Here is a 17070-nt window from a genome sequence, read left to right as displayed (position 1 = left end):
ATGGACTTTCTTTTTTTCTACTCAAAAATTCTATTTACACAAAATATTTTACGCTATCAATTTCTCCATTTTTTGTTATATCAACTATTATTATACATTAAATATATTATGTAAAATTATTTTTGTACAATTAAACCTTATCTTTCAAATAAAATAATTTTGTTACACTTTCCTTTTTTAGTCTATTTCTCAAATATTTATTTAGCTCTATCCCCGTTTACAAGCTTTACAAGCAGATATTACAGCAAATTGAAGATGATTCTCAAAATAAAAAAAGCCATTTTCTTAAAAAATAGAATATGACTTTTGGATGATTTGTATATGATTCAGTAAAAATATTTCAGTGATAATATACGTCGCAGCTAGCTCTTACTAAGGAAGACATTTTTCCAAAGAACGGAAAAATCGCATCATTATCGCTTCGCATACGATCCAACTAAATATCACGTAACTTGTCCTAGCTAATAACCATAGTAGTTTTTCGAATGTAATCAAACTGCAAAGAGTTGGACTCGCAGCTAGCTCACAAACAAGGAAATCATTTTCCAAAAAACGGAAAAATCACATCATTTTCGCTTCGCATACGATCCAACTAAATATCACGTAACTTATCTTAACTAATAACCACAATAATTCTCGGACATAGTCCAACTGCCAAAAGTTGGACTCGCAAAAACAAGCCTGGAACAATCAAATGTCTTTGATTGTTCCAGGCTCTAAGAATATAACCGCACAGATCAACCTTTTGGGAAACCAAATTCCCGACCGTCCTGCTTACTGGTGGCTGATTGATTAAACAGTAATTGCAAAAACTTTTTTATATAAAAGTGATACTGTGGCGGACTTCCTCAAATTAGTAGGCGCGTGCGATCCAAACAGTATGTTTCGCAGGCTTTCCAGTAACAATGTCGACTGTTTTTTCAACAGGCGGATTGAATGGAATGTTTCTTGTCGTGAAGCCAGTTTCTTCTTTGATCTTGGCTTCAGTCTCTTCGGTACCATCCCAACCGATCAAAACAAATCCTGGCGTTTCGCCGGCTTCTTTTGATTTTTCGATATGGGCTTTCAATTCGTCTAATGTTTCAATATCAGTATGTTCATTCTCTTCATAGCGTTTTTGTGCGCTAGTGAATAAACGTTTTTGCATAACATCTAATTGTTCAACGATGTGATCTTCAATACCGTCTAATGAAACGGATTCTTTTTCATCTAAATCACGCATTTTGATTACTGCTTGATTATTTTCTAGATCACGAGGGCCAAATTCGACACGAAGCGCCGCGCCTTTTAGTTCCCATTCATTGAATTTATAACCTGGTGTATTGTCAGTTGTGTCGATACGAACACGCAAGTCTTTTGCTGCTAAAGCTGCCTTCAATTCTTTTAAGCGATCAAGAATTTCAGGTTTCTTTTGCCAAGGTCCAACTGGAACTAAGATAACTTGTGTTGGTGCAACTTTTGGCGGCAATACTAATCCTTGTTCGTCCCCATGTACCATGATCAATGAGCCGATCAGACGAGTAGAGATTCCCCATGAAGTCGTATATGCATGTTCATGTTCGTTGTTACGGTTCAAGAATTTGATATCAAAAGCTTCTGCAAAGTTTTGACCAAGGTAATGAGACGTTCCTGCTTGGACGGCTTTCCCGTCACGCATCATTGCCTCTACAGAGTATGTGTCAACCGCTCCTGCAAAACGTTCAGACGGTGTTTTTTGTCCGCGGTATACAGGAATCGCTAGAGTATCTTCGATCAAGGTAGCATAAGCTTCTAAAATCGCCATTGTCCGTTCACGCGCATTTTCTTCTGATTCGTGTGCAGTATGTCCTTCTTGCCATAAGAATTCTGAAGTACGCAAGAATGGCATCGTCTTTTTCTCCCAACGGAAAACGTTCGCCCATTGGTTAATTTCATAAGGAAGATCACGGTAAGAGTTGATCCAGTTAGAAAAGGCATCGCCGATCAATGTTTCAGAAGTCGGACGCAATGCATATGGTTCTTCCAATTCTTCGTCGCCGACTTTTGTCAACCACGGTAATTCTGGCGCAAATCCTTCTACGTGTTCTTCTTCTTTTTCTAAGAAATGTTTAGGAATCAGCATTGGGAAGTAGACGTTGCGAATATCTTGTGTTTTCAGGTATCTATTGAAGTCCTCTTGAATATGTTCCCATAATTCCCAGCCATCTGCTTTAAAGATGATACAACCACGAACAGGTGAATAATCCATCAGGTCAGCCTTTTGAATTGTTTGTAAATACCATTTTGAAAAATCTTCTTTTTGTAAGTTTGTCATTCATGCATCCTCCTAGAAAATAAAAATAAAAAAACCGTTCCGTCCCTACATAATTGTAAGGACGAAACGGATAATTTCGCGGTACCACCTTGCTTGGTCAAACTTTGTTGACCCAACTTTCAGCTCCAATAACGCTAGAGTCGCGTGCTGCTTTCACAGCAATCAACTTTGGTAGGTTCATAAATCTCAGTGGGCGTGTTGACCTTTCAGACGGTGAATCAACTCTCTGCTGCCGATAAAATTTACTACTATTCCAAATGCTTAACACCATATTAAAGACTTCTCATCAAAATTGCAAGCCCAAATTTCAAATTTTTTTCTAATCTTCTGGAACGTAGCGTTCTTCCAGACGGCTCATCCACCAGCCCAAAGCTGCACCCAAAATACATAAAACCGCACAACCAAGGAAACCAAGGAAGCCAATTCCGCTATAATCTGTCGGTACGATCATGACCGTCGAAGCAAAAACGATCCCTAAAATAAAATGATACATCGGTGCATAATAATGACTGAAAACCCAGTCCATTACCTTCGATAAACTCAAGACCGTAATTAAACCGCCGATACCGATTGGAATAATAACTCCCATATCAACAGTTTTGAAACCATCCGCCATCGCTTTGTACATCCCCATATAAACCAAAAAGTTTGAAGGGCTTAAGCCGGGCACGATCAGACCCAAACCAATTAGAGCACCTGCGATCATCCAAGTGAAAAAGTTTTGATCAACAGTTCCAAACAGACTTGATCCCTTCCACAAGAATAAGAAGCCTACGACGAAACTAACAGCGATAATAACATAATCCTTTGTTCCTCGGCCTTTTTTCCCGGCTTCTTTCCATAACGCAGGAACGGTTCCGATAATACAACCAACAAAGAACCAAAGCATAATCGTTTCAAATTCTCCCAAGAGGAAGCTGACCGCAAAGGATAACACAAAAACGCCCGCTAATCCGCCTAATCCAACTGGAATAAAAAACAATACATTCTCTTTGAAGTTTTTCGTGATGTGGGCCAAAAATGAAATAATTCGTTCATAAATACCAAATACTGCTGCCAGAGCCCCACCGCTGACACCCGGTAAAATAAATCCAGAGCCGATGAACATCCCTTTGATGAAGCGTAAAAACCAGTCGCTTTTGTTCGGCTGTGTAACTTTTTCGTTTTCCATAAAAAAATAATCCCCATCTTTCTTTTATATCATTAGTTAGTGTAACGATAAAAAGAAAACGGCGCAAGACTATCCAAAGCGCTTCCGTCTAAAACTTAAAGAAAGTTTTGAGATTATGACGAATCTTAGTCGCTTCAATTCGTCTTTTTTTACCGTTTCTAACTGATTCAACTTTATTTTTTTTATTTATTAGGCTTTTATTTGCTTAAAAATTCGATGCGCGTTACGCTTAATTTTGGAGGTGGCAACATACGATGGATACTTCAAATGAAAAGAAATTGGAACAGCTCGGCTCTTTTGAAATCAGTGATCAAATGCTGACTTTGGCGCAAAATAATCAACGGCAAAATGTTTTTTTGAACGCAGGAAGAGGCAACCCAAATTGGATCAACAAGAAAGCGCGTTTGGCTTTTAATCGTTTAATCGAATTTGGCCTGCAGGAGTCTGAACGCACGATTGCTGAAGGTGACTTGATTGGCTACACTGAACTGCAGGATATTTCAACGCGTTTCACCGAATTTTTGTCGCCGGAAACAAACGAGATTGATCGTTTTTTACTTCAAATGTTGAAGTACACTGATCAACTAGGGATCGATAGCGATGATTTCGTCAAAGAACTGGCTGACGGTGTTCTTGGCAATAACTATCCCGTTCCTAGCCGCGTGCTTAAAAATAGCGAGATTATTTTAAATCATTACTTAGAATCCGTTTTATACAATGGAACTTCATTGACCAATCAAACAGACATTTTTCCAACCGAAGGCGGTACTGCTGCCATCGTTTATATTTTTAACTCGTTAAGAGAGAATAAATTGATTCGCCCCGGGGATCGGATTGCAATCAATACGCCTATTTTTACACCGTATCTGCAAATTCCAGAATTATCCGATTACGAATTGGTTGTGGTCGATCTGCAATCGACAGAAGAAAATCATTGGGAGCTGCTGCCAAGCGAGATCGAAAAATTAACTGATCCCGATCTTAAAGCCTTTTTCATCGTTAATCCCAGCAATCCTGGTTCAAGGGCATTAGATGCTTTGGCGCTCGCTGAAATAGAAAAGGTCGTTCAAACGAATCCGGATTTAATGATCATTACTGACGATGTTTACGGCACCTTTGTTGAAAATTTTCAAACGATCTATGCGGTCGTTCCCCACAATACGCTACTGGTCTATTCTTTTTCAAAATTATTTGGCGCAACCGGTTGGCGAGTTGGGTTGATTGCAGCCCATAAAGAGAACGTGTTTGATCGCTTGATTCAGACTTTGCCAAGTGAAGATCAGAAATTATTGACTCAGCGCTACCAACTAGTGGTAAAGGAGCCAGAAAAAATGGCTTTTATTGATCGTTTGGTAGCCGATAGCCGCTCGATCGGTTTATATCATACCTCCGGCCTGTCAACGCCCCAGCAAATCATGGAAGTCCTATTTGCTCTGACGCATTTACTGGCTGGTGAAACCGATCCTTATATTGATACCTCACGAAAAATTATCAACGAGCGGTACAAGAATCTACATGACGCATTGCAGCTTGCTGCGGATGAATCCTGTGATAATTCGAAATACTATTCTCTAATCAATATTTATGAACTAGCCGAAAGGAAATACGGTAGAGCCTTTCGCGAATACTTAGCCAGTCATTTCGAATATATCGATTTTCTTGTCCGCTTGGCAGAAAAAAATGGGGTGGTTTTAATTGATGGTGTCGGTTTCGGCACGGCCGCTGGACAAGTCCGTGTTTCAGAGGCCAATTTGCCGACAAAGGACTACAAATTGATCGGTCGTGAAATTCTTGAAGTCTTAAAGGAGTACCATGCTGCATTTGAAAAATTGAATTCTTCTACAAAATAAAAAGATTCGAAGCTCAAGCAAATGGGCTTCGAATCTTTTTAAATTTTGCTGTAAACCGATTCAAGATACTCCTGACGTTCTTCATCCGTTAAGTTTTTCACTGAACCCAAATGATGCCAAGTGATATTCCGCATGCCAATATCTTCTAGCGTTGTCGTAAGCTGGTGCTTATAACTGCGGGTACAGCGTTTTTCCAAGCCCTCTGTCGGTTGGTCGGAGGTGGTGAAGACAACGACTGAATCAACTGATAACAACGGTTGAATCCCGTTTCCACCGTCGAAAAAAGCGAATTCATTTAACAATACTTTATCAAGAAAGCCCTTTAAACTTGCCGGTGAGCTATACCACCAAATTGGGAAGATCAATACTAGCTGTGACGTTTCCCGCAACAAATTCATGTAATGCAATACTAAAGGATCTAACACCGACCCACTTTGGTACCCAGCCAACTCTTCTTCACACATGACTGGATTAAAGCCGTCTTTATTGAGATCAATTACCTGATAAATCTTCTGATCTTGTTCCAACCCCGCAACCAATTTGTTCAGCACACCATGATTAAAACTTTCCTTCCACGGATGATCAATAATCAATGTTGTTGTCATTTCATCCTCCTCTTTACCCTTTTTATCAAAAATAGCACAAATTCATTGCATTTAGATTTCAGTTTGATTTCAAACAAGCTAAGAACATGATAAAGTTAAGTTATCTTTCTTTAAGAAGAATACTTTTGCCCTTCTCAATTTTTCCGAGTAATAGCTAGGTAAATCAAAGAACTCCTACCACTTTCTTGGTCGTAGAATCATTATCTTATCATGAATAAGGAGCGAATATATGCATTATATTCCTAACATATTAACAACTTTTCGTATCTTGGCCTCACTATTGATTCTTTTTCTTTCAGACGATCTGTTCTTCCCTTTGTACCTTTTTGCGGGCTTGACCGACATCATTGATGGCTGGATCGCGCGTAAAATGAATTGGACGAGCGCTTTTGGGACATTACTAGATAGTATCGCAGACCTGATCTTCTTTATTGTGGTCGTCATAAAAATCATTCTGACAATTACACTGCCTGCTTTTCTTCTTTGGGGTGCATTGGTCGTCGTCATCATTCGCTGTGTCACGTATTTGATCGGTTATTTTCGCTTCCATCAATTTGCTAGTTTGCATACCTATTTGAATAAGCTGACTGGTTTATTGCTCTTTTTGTCTCCGATAATCTTACGCGTTCTCCCAATTAACGCGTTTGGAATCATTCTTTTGATCTGCGGTATTTTATCTGCTATCGAAGAATGTCTGATCGTAGCTGTCACTCAAAAGCTGGATAAAAACGTGAAAACTTTTTTTGATAAAAATTAAACTGTCTCATTGCAGGATATTTTTATCCTAGGTAAACTAGTACTAGGAACGACACGTGTCATGTCTCTCTTATTAAAAAATTAGGAGGTGGCCCTCATGGCCAACGAGGATCAAAAAGATTTCAACGCGATGATGAACGAAGATAAAGGAATGCCAAAAATGCAAATCGTGACCGATGAAGCAACGATCAAGCGTTACGGCGGAACAAAAATGTACTTTGCGCCCCCATTAGACTACAACGAGATCATGAAAAGAATCCCTTACGGAAAGATCATCACAACTAGCGCGATCAGAGACTACTTAGCCAAACAGAATGATGGTGATTTTACCGAACCGATCACTGCTGGTGCCTTCATCTCGATTGCTGCTTGGGCCAGTGAACAACGCGACACGGACTTGACTCCCTACTGGCGAACCCTAAAGGCTAAAGGAGAAATCAATCCGAAATTCCCCGGTGGCGTGGACGCTCAAATTGAGAAACTCGAAGCGGAAGGACACACAGTCGTTTGTCGAGGAAGAAAAAATTTCCGTTATTATGTTGAAAATTTTGAAGAAGCCATGTATGAGCTATAGCCGTTTTCTTTTCGAAAACGGTTTTTTTATTGTATTTTTTTGTTCTCTTTTTTTAACATATTTCCTACGATCCAAGCCCTCAAAGGCCTCTAGCCGCTTGGTCTTATAGTGCATATTTTTATTATATATTTTTACTCTGGGATTCGATAAACTTATTGGTAGGATAGGATTCTTGTGGGATTCACTTAGTTAACAAACCCGCATAAAATATTCGAACAGGAGGAAGACGATGGAGATTAGTGAATACACGCTCGCAGATTATTTGCTGAAGCGAACCGCTCTTTTTAACTCAACTAGTCCCCTCACCGTAACGGCTCTTTGCAACGAAAAAGACAAATACGTTGATGGCTACTTAAATTATCTTTACACCCTTAAACAGGGCAATCAAACATACATCGTTAAGCATTCGAAAAAAACGATTTCCAGTGGAATCTCGCTGGCTCCGATCGATCCTAAACGGAATTATTTAGAGTACATGACCTATCAGCTGCGGGCTGGTTTAGCTCCTCAGATGGTCCCAGAAACGTATTTTGCAGATCCAGCTGCGCATCTTTTTATCATGGAGGATCTTTCATACCTGACTGTTTTGCGTTTCGCGCTCTGCCGCGGAGAACAATTTCCGCGCTTAGGAAAGCAAGTCGGTGAATATCTCGCGCAAACGCACCTAGCAACATCAAAAATGAAATTATCGGCCGACTACTGGTACGCGTTGAAGAATTATTTCAAGAATTCGGATATGCGAGTAATTATCACCGATTTCATTTTGAAACCGCCGCCTAGAAATAATACTCAGAAGACCGCCTATCAAGAAGCAACACTGGATATTCTAGCGGCCATTTTGGAGGATGTCGAAGTAAAAAATGATTGGGAGACATTGATTGAACGGATTTCCAGCGAGGATGACTGTTTGATTCATGGTGATTTCCATTCTTCCAATGTTTTCGTCTCACAAACCTCCTTTAAAGTAATCGATATGGAATACACCATGACGGGTCCTTTTTCCTATGATATCGGCTATTTTTTGGCAAATATTCTTTCTCAGTATGCGGGATTCAGTATCAGGGGCGATGCTACGATGTGCTCTTTCCTGCTGCAGGTCATCAAGGACGTCTATAAAACGTACTTCGATTATTTTTCTGATCATGTCGCTGGCAATCATCAGGAGCGCTTCATAGAAATTTTCCAAGATTCGCTTGGTTACCTAGCCATGGCCAATATTAATCGAATCGCCAATTTAGGCGAATTTCCGGATTTTGACAGTTTGGGAGAGCCTCAAGCAATCTTTTTAGCCAAAGGACTTTCCATGATGCTGGCGCAAACCTTGCTACAAAAAAGAAAACAGTTAGAAACAACTGAAGAAGTCTACGAATTGATTCAGCGGACTCGAAACAAATTTTTCCATCAATTAATGCCTAACAATGAAAACGCTCTTATTTTAGTTTAAAGAAAGGAGGAACGAATATGCTATTGGAACAAATCACTTCTGCCGGTATCGTAGGCTGCGGCGGCGCGGGCTTTCCTACTGCTGTCAAATACAATACAAAAACGGAGTATTTTATTATCAATGCAGCGGAATGTGAGCCCCTCTTGAAAACAGACCACTACGTGATGAACCACTACGCAAAAGAGTGTGTTCAAGCCATCGCTGCAGTTGGCGAACTATTAGAAGCGAAACAGATTGTGATTGCCACCAAAGGACATTACACGAAGGAAATCAATGCCTTAGAACAGGCGATTCAGGAACAAAATGCTCCCGTCTCCGTCTTCAAAATGAATAATTTTTATCCGGCGGGCGATGAACAGATCATGGTCTTTGAGGTTACTGGACGAACCGTACCGCCTGGGGGCATCCCGATCGAAGTCGGCTGTGTGATTTCGAATATCGCTACTATGCTTAATATTTATCACGCTCAACAGGGGGAAAACGTCACTCATAAGCTGTTGACCATCACTGGTGCAGTCAAAGAACCAAAGATCTTGGAAGTTCCGATCGGTACCTCCTTTGACGATTGTTTGGCATTAGCCGGCGGCGCAACGATTGATGACTTCATGTTTATCAACGGCGGACCGATGATGGGTAAAACCGGCACTCAGGATGAATTTTCACAACAAGTCGTTACCAAAACAACTTCCGGCATCATTATTATGGAAAAACGCGATTTTATTTATGAATTGCTGGAAAAAGAAATTCCGCAAATGATTAACAAGGCTCGCTCCTCCTGTATTCAATGTCGTTTGTGCACAGAACTTTGTCCGCGTTATCAAATCGGTCATCCGATTCATCCCCATCGCGTGATGCGCCATTTGACCATCACCGAGATACCAGATGATATTGATGACGATCCGATCTGGAGAGAAGCGCTCCTTTGCTGTGAATGCGGCATTTGCGAAACGATCGCTTGTCCGATGGGGCTTTTACCACGGCAAGTCAATAAATATGTAAAGCAGCGTTTAGCCGAAAAAGGGATTCGCTACCAGAAAAATGATCAGCCGCTTACACCAACTTTGATGCGTGAATACCAGCAAGTCCCGCCAGTCAAAATCTTACTGAAGGATGGTTTGAAGCAATATGCCGATCTAAAAGTAGAAGAGCTGCTGAAACATGAATCAACTACCGTAAATATTCCGCTGAAAATGCATATTGGCGCTCCTTGCGAGCCGGTGATCCAAGTGGGCGATCATGTCAAAGCAGGCGACTTAATCGGTAGAAAACCTGAAAAAGCGCTAGGCGCGGATGTTCATGCCAGTATTGATGGCACAGTGACTGCGGTATCCGCCAGCATTACAATTGAAAGAAGGGACAACCAATGAAACTAATGGATACTATCGGATTTTTAGAATTGAACAGTATCGCTAAAGGAATCGAGGTCGTGGACTACATGTTAAAAGCAGCCGACGCAACCTTGATTATGGCGCGAGCCAGTTGTCCTGGAAAATACTATATTATGATCAGCGGACAAGTCGCAGCGATCGAACGTTCCATGGAAGTCGGTGTTGAAATGGGCGGGCGATACGTCGTCGGTGAATTATTGATTCCCCGAATTAACCCATCTGTGATTCAAGCCATCAACATGGCAAAGGTGCCAGAAAATATTCGAGCAGTCGGCGTACTGGAATATTATTCGGCAACCGGTTCGATTATTGCCGCAGATTTTGCCGTCAAAGCGGCGGATGTAGAGCTTTTAGCGATTCAGCTTGGAACCGGAATTGCCGGAAAATCATTTGTCGTATTGACTGGCGATGTTGCCGCAGTGAAAGCCGCTGTCGAAGCTGGAGCACAAGGCGCCAAAGATCAAGCGATGCTCATTAACAAGATCGTCTTATCTAACCCGCGTCCAGAATTAATCGATAGCCTTATACAATAAAAAAAGATGCCATGGATTTAGTTAAATCAATCCATGGCATCTTTCTATTAATTAAATCAAATGAAACGTATCTCTGACAATCATCAGCTCCTCGTTCGTTTCAACGACTAATACTTCAACCGAAGAAGCAGCCGAACTAATTCTTCTGCTGTTTTTCTGATTCTGGTCTTGATCGATCGCAATACCAAAGAAGGTTAAATCCTGACAAATCATCTCGCGGATAACTGCTGAGTTTTCTCCAATCCCAGCAGTAAAAATCAGGACATCAACCCCATCAAGCTCCGCAGCATAAGCGCCAATCGTTTGTTTGACTCGACCTGCAAACATATCAAGCGCCAGTTTTGCTCTTTCATTGCCCTTTTCTGCTTCACTAATAATATCTCGCGTATCACTGCTGAAATCAGTAACTCCTTTGAAGCCGGATTCAGCATTCATCAACTTATCCATATCACTGGCTGAAAGATTCTTCTCATTTTGTAAAAATGGAATGATCGAAGGATCAATGTCCCCACAGCGCGTCCCCATCATAAGACCTGCTAACGGTGTGAATCCCATAGAAGTAATCACCGATTTTCCATCTTTGATTCCACAAATACTCGCACCATTTCCCAAATGACAAGAAATAATTTTCATCGACTCAATTGGTTTTTCTAAATAATTTGCCGCTTCGGCAGCGACAAATTGATGGCTCGTCCCATGAAAGCCGTAACGCCTTACGCTGTCTTCTTCATAAAAGCGATATGGCAGCGGATAGACAAAATTCTTGGCTTCCATCGTTTGATGAAAAGAAGTATCAAAAACCGCAACCTGCGGACAATCTGGTAAATCCTTTTGTAATGCTTCAATCCCTACAACGTTCACAGGATTATGCAAAGGAGCCAGTTTTCCTAGATCTTTGATTTTTTGTAATGCGCACGAATCAACTAAGCTGGACGTTTTGAAATCTTCACCGCCATGAGCCACTCGATGACCGACACCTGAAAGCTCGTCCAAGCTGGTTAAGACCTTTCTTTCAAGCAAAAAGCGCAACAGAAAATCAATTGCTTCCTCATGCGATTTTCCCTTAACCGACGTTTTTACCTTCGCATCTTTTATCGAATAAGAAAAAACCATCTCATCTTCCAAACCAATTCGTTCAAATAATCCTTTTACTAACAGTACTTCCTCTGGCATTTCGAATAATTGAAATTTCAACGAGGAACTACCGGCATTAATTGACATAATTTTACTCGCCATATTTTCCTCCCTTATGACAGCAAAGTCGCCATCGTTTCTTCAAACGTCAGGCGACCTTGCTGTGATATTTTTTTATCCTAAACCTTTTACTAATAAGGTCGCAATACAAGCACCAATGATCGGGCCGACAATCGGAATCCATGCGTAGCCCCAATTGGCATCGCCCTTGTTAGGGATCGGCATCAACGCATACATCAATCGCGGACCAAAGTCACGACAAGGGTTGATCGCATAACCGGTAGTTGAACCTAGGGACAACCCGATCCCAATCAAAACGAATACCAGCATTAACGGTTGCAAGCCTGGTGGAATATCGGCCGGCATTAATTGGATCGCTAATACGAAGAAACAAGTTGCAATAATTTCACTAACTAAGTTTAATGCTGTGCTTGGAATCGCTGGTCCAGTAGCAAAAATCCCAACGCTGTTGCCTTCTTCTACAGTCGTATGCTGGAAATGCGGCCAGAAATGAATCGCAGCAATCAGTGCTCCGATAAATGCGCCGGCAACTTGAGCCAGAATAAACGGAGCGACTTGCCCCCACTCAAAGGAACCCGCAACGGCAAAACCAATTGTTACTGCTGGATTCAAATGACCCGGCGAACCAAAATGCCCGCTTGCTAAAACACCCAGCATAACTGCGACACCCCAGCCCACGGCAATATATAACCAACTGGCGCCTACACCTTTTGCTAAAGTACCTTTTAGATTGACTGAGCAACCAACACCTGAACCAAAAAGAATTAGAACAATCGTACCAAAAAATTCACCAAATACAGGACTATTCATTATGAGACCTCCTTATTCTTTTTAATGTCTTTATTTTTCTTGCAGAAAAACAAATGCGACTTTCGTGACATCCTCCTGACAATTTACCTATCTATATTATAATAGTTTTCTCACATCGAAAGTTGCAAAATATTGTCAGGAAAAATGATTATTTTATTATGTTTCGATAAATATCTTTTATTTCTTCGACTGAAAACTGAATCGGATTGGTCTTAAATGTCGTATCATTTAATGCGTTGTTTGCGATGACCTCTTCGGCCAGCAAGGCTGCCTCTTCTTGAATTCCAAAGCTATTCAGCTTGATCGGTGCCTTGCACTCGATTGCCAATTGCTGAACGGCTTGAGACAGATTTGAAACAGCTAAATGATCGGGCAAACTCGGTGGGCAAATGCCCAGTTTACGTGAAATTCGCGCGTAATTTCTTCTGGTCTCTTTATTCTTGCTGTTTGCTTCAATCACATAAGGAAGCAGCATAGAATTCGCCAAACCATGAGGAACTTTAAAATTCGCCCCTACCTGATGCGCAATCGCGTGACAGACACCCAAACCTGCTGCATCAAAGGCTAAACCTGCTAGAGTCGACGCTTCATGCATTTGAACACGCGCGTCTAACTCCATCCCCTGATTCACACAAGTTGGTAAAAACTGAAAGACCAATTCTGTCGCCTTCTCAGCCAAAGCATTTGTATAATTGGTTCGATTGGTCGAAGCTAAGGATTCCAGCGCATGAGTTAATACATCCAGCCCGCTAAATGCTGTAACAGATGGCGGGCTAGACATGACTAGACTTGCGTCTAAGATGGCCTCGTGAGGAATAATCGCTTCATGAAAAATCGGATACTTTATTTTGTTTTGTGTATCCGTGATAACCGAAGCGCTAGTTACTTCCGATCCAGTCCCACTAGTGGTTGGTATCGCAACAAACCGCTTCACTTTATTGCCGGTCGTTCGTTTGTAAAAGAACAGCATTGCTTTAGCTGTATCAATCGCAGAACCTCCGCCAACTGCGATGACCACAGTTGGTTGAATTTTAGTCATTCTCTCGATCCCTTCTACTACGGTTTCGATCGGAGGATCTGGGATAATATCAGAAAAAATCTCAACACTATTTGTTCGTTTTACATAACCTAAAATTCTCTTTAAACTATCAGACTCCGCTAAATAAGGATCACATACAAAACAGAGATTTTCTTTTTCAAATTGCTGCAGCCGCTCTAGACTGGCAAATCCAGAATAAATTTCTGGTTTCATCGCCCATTTTTTCAAAGAAAAGCCCCCTTTCTAGCGGATTGAAAACCCATCAGTCAGAACACAACGACGTTTCCGAGCAAAATCCCGTGCGGATGTCGTACATTCGCCTGTCGGTGTTGCGATCGTGAAGGTTGTTGGACCTTCCCCACCAAATCCTAAGCCAGCGAAAGAAGAGCCGTTTTTAACAAAGATCGATGTTTGAAATTTCTTGGCCGCAAGATTCATTCGTCCCACATTTTGAGAATGCATCGTTGCTGTGTGATGCCGACGATTCTCAATCTGCAAAGCGGTTGCCAGCCCTTCATCGAAATTAGTGACCGTAACGACTGGTAAGATCGGCATCAACATTTCTTTCACGACGAATGGATGAATCTTATCCGCTCTTAAAATGATGACCCGTACATCAAAGTCTACGTTGATCCCCGCTTCAGCTAAAATGTAGTTTGCATTTTTTCCAATAAATTTCCGGCTGGGAGCACCATTCTCCATAATCGTCATATCCACCATTTTTTGAATAATGGCTTCGTCTTGAACCAAATACGCACCATTTTTTTCCATCTGCAAAATCAAATAATCGACGATTTGCTCCACGGCTACGACACTTTTTTCTGCTGTACATAAGATATTGTTGTCAAAAGAGGCGCCGATCACAATATCTTTTGCAGCCTTTTCAACATTTGCGGTCTCATCAACTAGTGAAGGTGGATTTCCTTCGCCTGCTGCAATGACTTTCTTACCGCTTTGCATCGCTTGTCGAACAACTCCAGGCCCACCAGTAATTGCTAACAATGGAACATCTGGATGAATCATCATCTCCTGAGCGGCCTCAATTGAAGGCTCGGCAATCGTTACGATTAAGTTTTGAATGCCGCAAGCTTCATAAACTAGCTCATTCATCTTACTTACGACCCAACGCGAAACTTTCTTTGCTCCCGGATGAACACTGAAATAGACTGCATTTCCAGCCGCCAGCATTCCTATTGAGTTGCAAATCACGGTTTCCGCCGGATTGGTACTCGGAGTGACCGCCCCGACTACACCGTATGGAGACAACTCATATAGTGTCATCCCGTTATCGCCAGTCAAAGCTTCCGTGTGCAGATCTTCGACTCCCGGTGTTTTATCTAAAACGAGTTGGAGCTTCTGAAGCTTATCTTCATAGCGTCCCATCCCCGTTTCTTCTAACGTGTCGCAGGCAATCTTTTCAATATGCGGTCTCATTCCGCAACGAATCGCTTCAATCACGTTTCTTCTTGTTTCTAAGGTTTGATTTTCGTAGCATTCTTGGGCAAATTTCGCCGCCTGAATCGCTTCTTCAACAGTCTCAAAAACACCAAATTCCTTCGTCGGAGAGGTTGTTGTTTGAGCTTCTTGAAGAATTTTTGTGATCAGTTCCTTTATTTCTTCTTCACGCATGTCAAATCTCCTTCAACTTCTCTAAACCTTTTTGAGCGATCGCCATATCTTCCTCAACCGCGCCGCCGCTGATACCTAAACCACCGATAACTTTCCCCATTGAATCCTTAATTACGAAGCCGCCGCCGAAAGTGACGACTTGTCCATCAGTCGAGGTTTCCAATTGGTAAAGATCCCCTGCCGGTTGAACGAGCGCCTTTAATTCATGGGTATCTGTTTTCATTGCAACAGCGGAGTAGGCTTTTTTCTGCGCCAAAGATTCACTAACTAAGAGTGCTCCTGACATTCGATAAAAACTTACTAAACTGCCCGTTTCATCAACCAGCGCCATTGAGACTGGAACACCCATTGTTTCAGCTTGCTCCTCGCAAGCCTGAAAGATTTGATGGTGTTTTATCAAATGACTTTTTTGGCTTAAGGTTCCGCTTTGTTCTAAATACCGACGTAATATTTCATCTACTAACTTTTTTTCAGTCTCACTATGATCTTCCATTCGAGCAAAAATATAGAGACAATCAGATAATCGATTAACAAATTTCCGTACGTCCTCCCGCACCTCAGCCGATTCTGACAGCTCTGTCAGCAAGCGTTCGCCATGCCGACAAACAGCCCGTGCCACATGCAGTTGAGCGGCTGAAAGTGTCTGCCCCGGTAAAATGAAACTATGCACTTCAGGCAAACGTTTGGTGTATTGATCGATCCAGTCCTCCATTTGCTGAATATCGCTTGCTGCGATCAATGTACTTTTCGCTTCTAGCTTAGAGAAATCTTTCTCCGTTGCAATTTCCGCATTCAATAGGAATAGTTTTTGCTGAACCCATTCCAAATGCTGAATAGTCTCTGAATCCTTCGCTAGTTTCTGAGCCACACTGACTTGTGCGCAGCATTCGTCAAATGTTCCATATGTTTCTACTCGTGGATCTGATTTTTTTACTCTTGTTCCATCAAAAAGGCTCGTTGTTCCTTTATCTCCCGTTTTTGTATAAATCGCCATATCGTTCCTCAGCTCCCTAAAAATCAAACGTGTCAATAATTCCAACGATTGCATAATCAACAGCATCTGAAGGAGTCGAAAACATTTTTCTGGCAGAAGAACCACTGGTCAATAAGACATAGTCTCCGATACCAGCCCCTACTGTATCCGCCGCTACCTGTTGAAAGCGAATATTCTGTTGTTCAGAGTTAATCGGTTGGATGATCATCAGTTTTTTTCCAATTAACGATTCATCCTTCTGGGTCGAAACTACACTCCCAACTACTTTTGCCATCAGCATAGGGTTGAACTCCTTTCTACAACAATGACTTTCTTTTCCCGCAATCGATCCTTCGCCAAGTCTGTAACTAATTGTTTTGCCGCAAGCAGTAAAATATCCTCCTGCGTCAACATCGCTATTTGCTGGTAGGTTATGACCTTATTCGGAAATAGAAAATATTGTTTTCCTTGATTGTTAAGCAACTTCACACTGCACTCGTTGAATAATTCATTTGGAATCAAATCCGTGTTTGAGAAAGCCAGTTCAAATGTTAGACGACAATCATAGTCATAGCTTTGATACAGCCACCTCACTAGAGGATCTTCCGTGTCTTTTTTTATGAACCGCTCTAAAAATAGGATATCTACCTCAGTCAAATGAATCTGCTTATTGTATAAAAAGCCGCTGATTCCTTGATTAATATGGGAAGGCGTACGACAAGAAAGAAATAAGGTATTTTGTTCTCGCTGATTGATGATTGAAATAATACGCTCAACTAACTCGTCCATA

At 41.5% G+C, this 17070-nt stretch carries 16 protein-coding genes; 6 read left to right on the top strand and 10 right to left on the bottom strand.

The genetic code is table 11. The features are described 5' to 3' along the window. Positions 1 to 853: 853 nt before the first annotated feature. Positions 854 to 2293, bottom strand: a complete 1440-nt coding sequence (gene proS / locus PGP85_RS13435) for a proline--tRNA ligase (protein WP_010739878.1) — start codon at positions 2291 to 2293, stop codon at positions 854 to 856. Between the two features lie 319 nt (positions 2294 to 2612). Beyond that, the gene (locus PGP85_RS13430; RefSeq protein ID WP_090408307.1) at positions 2613 to 3464 is read right to left on the bottom strand and encodes a DUF368 domain-containing protein; all 852 of its coding nucleotides are present in this window, start codon (positions 3462 to 3464) and stop codon (positions 2613 to 2615) included. A 254-nt stretch (positions 3465 to 3718) separates the two neighbouring features. Here PGP85_RS13430 and PGP85_RS13425 point away from each other — a divergent pair, with 254 nt between their 5' ends. Then, complete coding sequence (locus PGP85_RS13425; protein ID WP_270327970.1) at positions 3719 to 5314, top strand: bifunctional aspartate transaminase/aspartate 4-decarboxylase; 1596 nt, start codon at positions 3719 to 3721, stop codon at positions 5312 to 5314. Positions 5315 to 5352: 38 nt separating this feature from the next. On the opposite strand, the gene PGP85_RS13420 is transcribed toward PGP85_RS13425, so the two are convergent. Beyond that, the gene (locus tag PGP85_RS13420; RefSeq protein ID WP_010739881.1) at positions 5353 to 5919 is read right to left on the bottom strand and encodes an NAD(P)H-dependent oxidoreductase; all 567 of its coding nucleotides are present in this window, start codon (positions 5917 to 5919) and stop codon (positions 5353 to 5355) included. Between the two features lie 229 nt (positions 5920 to 6148). On the opposite strand from PGP85_RS13420, the gene PGP85_RS13415 reads away from it, so the two are divergent. The 5 genes from PGP85_RS13415 (at position 6149) to PGP85_RS13395 (ending at position 10614) form a co-directional block, all read left to right on the top strand. Next, positions 6149 to 6676 (top strand): CDP-alcohol phosphatidyltransferase family protein, encoded by a 528-nt coding sequence (locus tag PGP85_RS13415; protein WP_010739882.1) that lies wholly within the window; start codon positions 6149 to 6151, stop codon positions 6674 to 6676. Positions 6677 to 6772: 96 nt separating this feature from the next. Then, positions 6773 to 7249 carry an MGMT family protein gene (locus PGP85_RS13410; RefSeq protein ID WP_090408298.1) on the top strand — a complete coding sequence of 159 codons (477 nt, stop codon included), beginning with the start codon at positions 6773 to 6775 and terminating at the stop codon, positions 7247 to 7249. Between the two features lie 229 nt (positions 7250 to 7478). Beyond that, entirely contained in the window at positions 7479 to 8693 is a 1215-nt protein-coding gene (locus PGP85_RS13405) for a phosphotransferase (protein WP_270327969.1), read from the top strand. Between the two features lie 17 nt (positions 8694 to 8710). Next, a complete protein-coding gene (locus PGP85_RS13400; protein WP_270327967.1) occupies positions 8711 to 10060 on the top strand; it encodes a 4Fe-4S dicluster domain-containing protein in 1350 nt (449 codons plus the stop codon). Then, positions 10057 to 10614 carry a BMC domain-containing protein gene (locus tag PGP85_RS13395; RefSeq protein ID WP_251866334.1) on the top strand — a complete coding sequence of 186 codons (558 nt, stop codon included), beginning with the start codon at positions 10057 to 10059 and terminating at the stop codon, positions 10612 to 10614. The genes PGP85_RS13400 and PGP85_RS13395 overlap by 4 nt, the downstream gene beginning before the upstream one ends. A gap of 51 nt (positions 10615 to 10665) precedes the next feature. Here the strand turns inward: PGP85_RS13395 and PGP85_RS13390 are convergent, their stop codons facing one another. The 7 genes from PGP85_RS13390 to pduM all read right to left on the bottom strand — a co-directional run bounded on the left by PGP85_RS13390 (position 10666) and on the right by pduM (position 17069). Beyond that, the gene (locus PGP85_RS13390) at positions 10666 to 11850 is read right to left on the bottom strand and encodes an acetate/propionate family kinase (protein WP_270327961.1); all 1185 of its coding nucleotides are present in this window, start codon (positions 11848 to 11850) and stop codon (positions 10666 to 10668) included. A gap of 72 nt (positions 11851 to 11922) precedes the next feature. Beyond that, entirely contained in the window at positions 11923 to 12639 is a 717-nt protein-coding gene (locus tag PGP85_RS13385; RefSeq protein ID WP_010739888.1) for an MIP/aquaporin family protein, read from the bottom strand. A gap of 148 nt (positions 12640 to 12787) precedes the next feature. After that, on the bottom strand, positions 12788 to 13906 hold the full coding sequence (locus tag PGP85_RS13380) for a 1-propanol dehydrogenase PduQ (RefSeq protein WP_010739889.1): 1119 nt from the start codon (positions 13904 to 13906) through the stop codon (positions 12788 to 12790). Positions 13907 to 13921: 15 nt separating this feature from the next. Further along, positions 13922 to 15307: an aldehyde dehydrogenase family protein gene (locus PGP85_RS13375; RefSeq protein ID WP_270327959.1), complete on the bottom strand. Its 1386-nt coding sequence runs from the start codon at positions 15305 to 15307 to the stop codon at positions 13922 to 13924. 1 nt (position 15308) lies between these two features. Then, a complete protein-coding gene (locus PGP85_RS13370) occupies positions 15309 to 16301 on the bottom strand; it encodes a cob(I)yrinic acid a,c-diamide adenosyltransferase (protein WP_270327957.1) in 993 nt (330 codons plus the stop codon). A 16-nt stretch (positions 16302 to 16317) separates the two neighbouring features. Further along, the gene (locus tag PGP85_RS13365; protein WP_010739892.1) at positions 16318 to 16581 is read right to left on the bottom strand and encodes a EutN/CcmL family microcompartment protein; all 264 of its coding nucleotides are present in this window, start codon (positions 16579 to 16581) and stop codon (positions 16318 to 16320) included. Next, positions 16575 to 17069, bottom strand: a complete 495-nt coding sequence (gene pduM, locus PGP85_RS13360; RefSeq protein WP_232089356.1) for a PduM family microcompartment protein — start codon at positions 17067 to 17069, stop codon at positions 16575 to 16577. The genes PGP85_RS13365 and pduM overlap by 7 nt, the downstream gene beginning before the upstream one ends. Between the last annotated feature and the right edge of the window lies 1 nt (position 17070).

Origin of the sequence: Enterococcus malodoratus (assembly GCF_027659535.1) — a bacterium.
Classification (GTDB): domain Bacteria; phylum Bacillota; class Bacilli; order Lactobacillales; family Enterococcaceae; genus Enterococcus_A; species Enterococcus_A malodoratus.
Note: the sequence above shows the minus strand (reverse complement) of the source record. Positions and strands in the feature narration are given on the sequence as shown.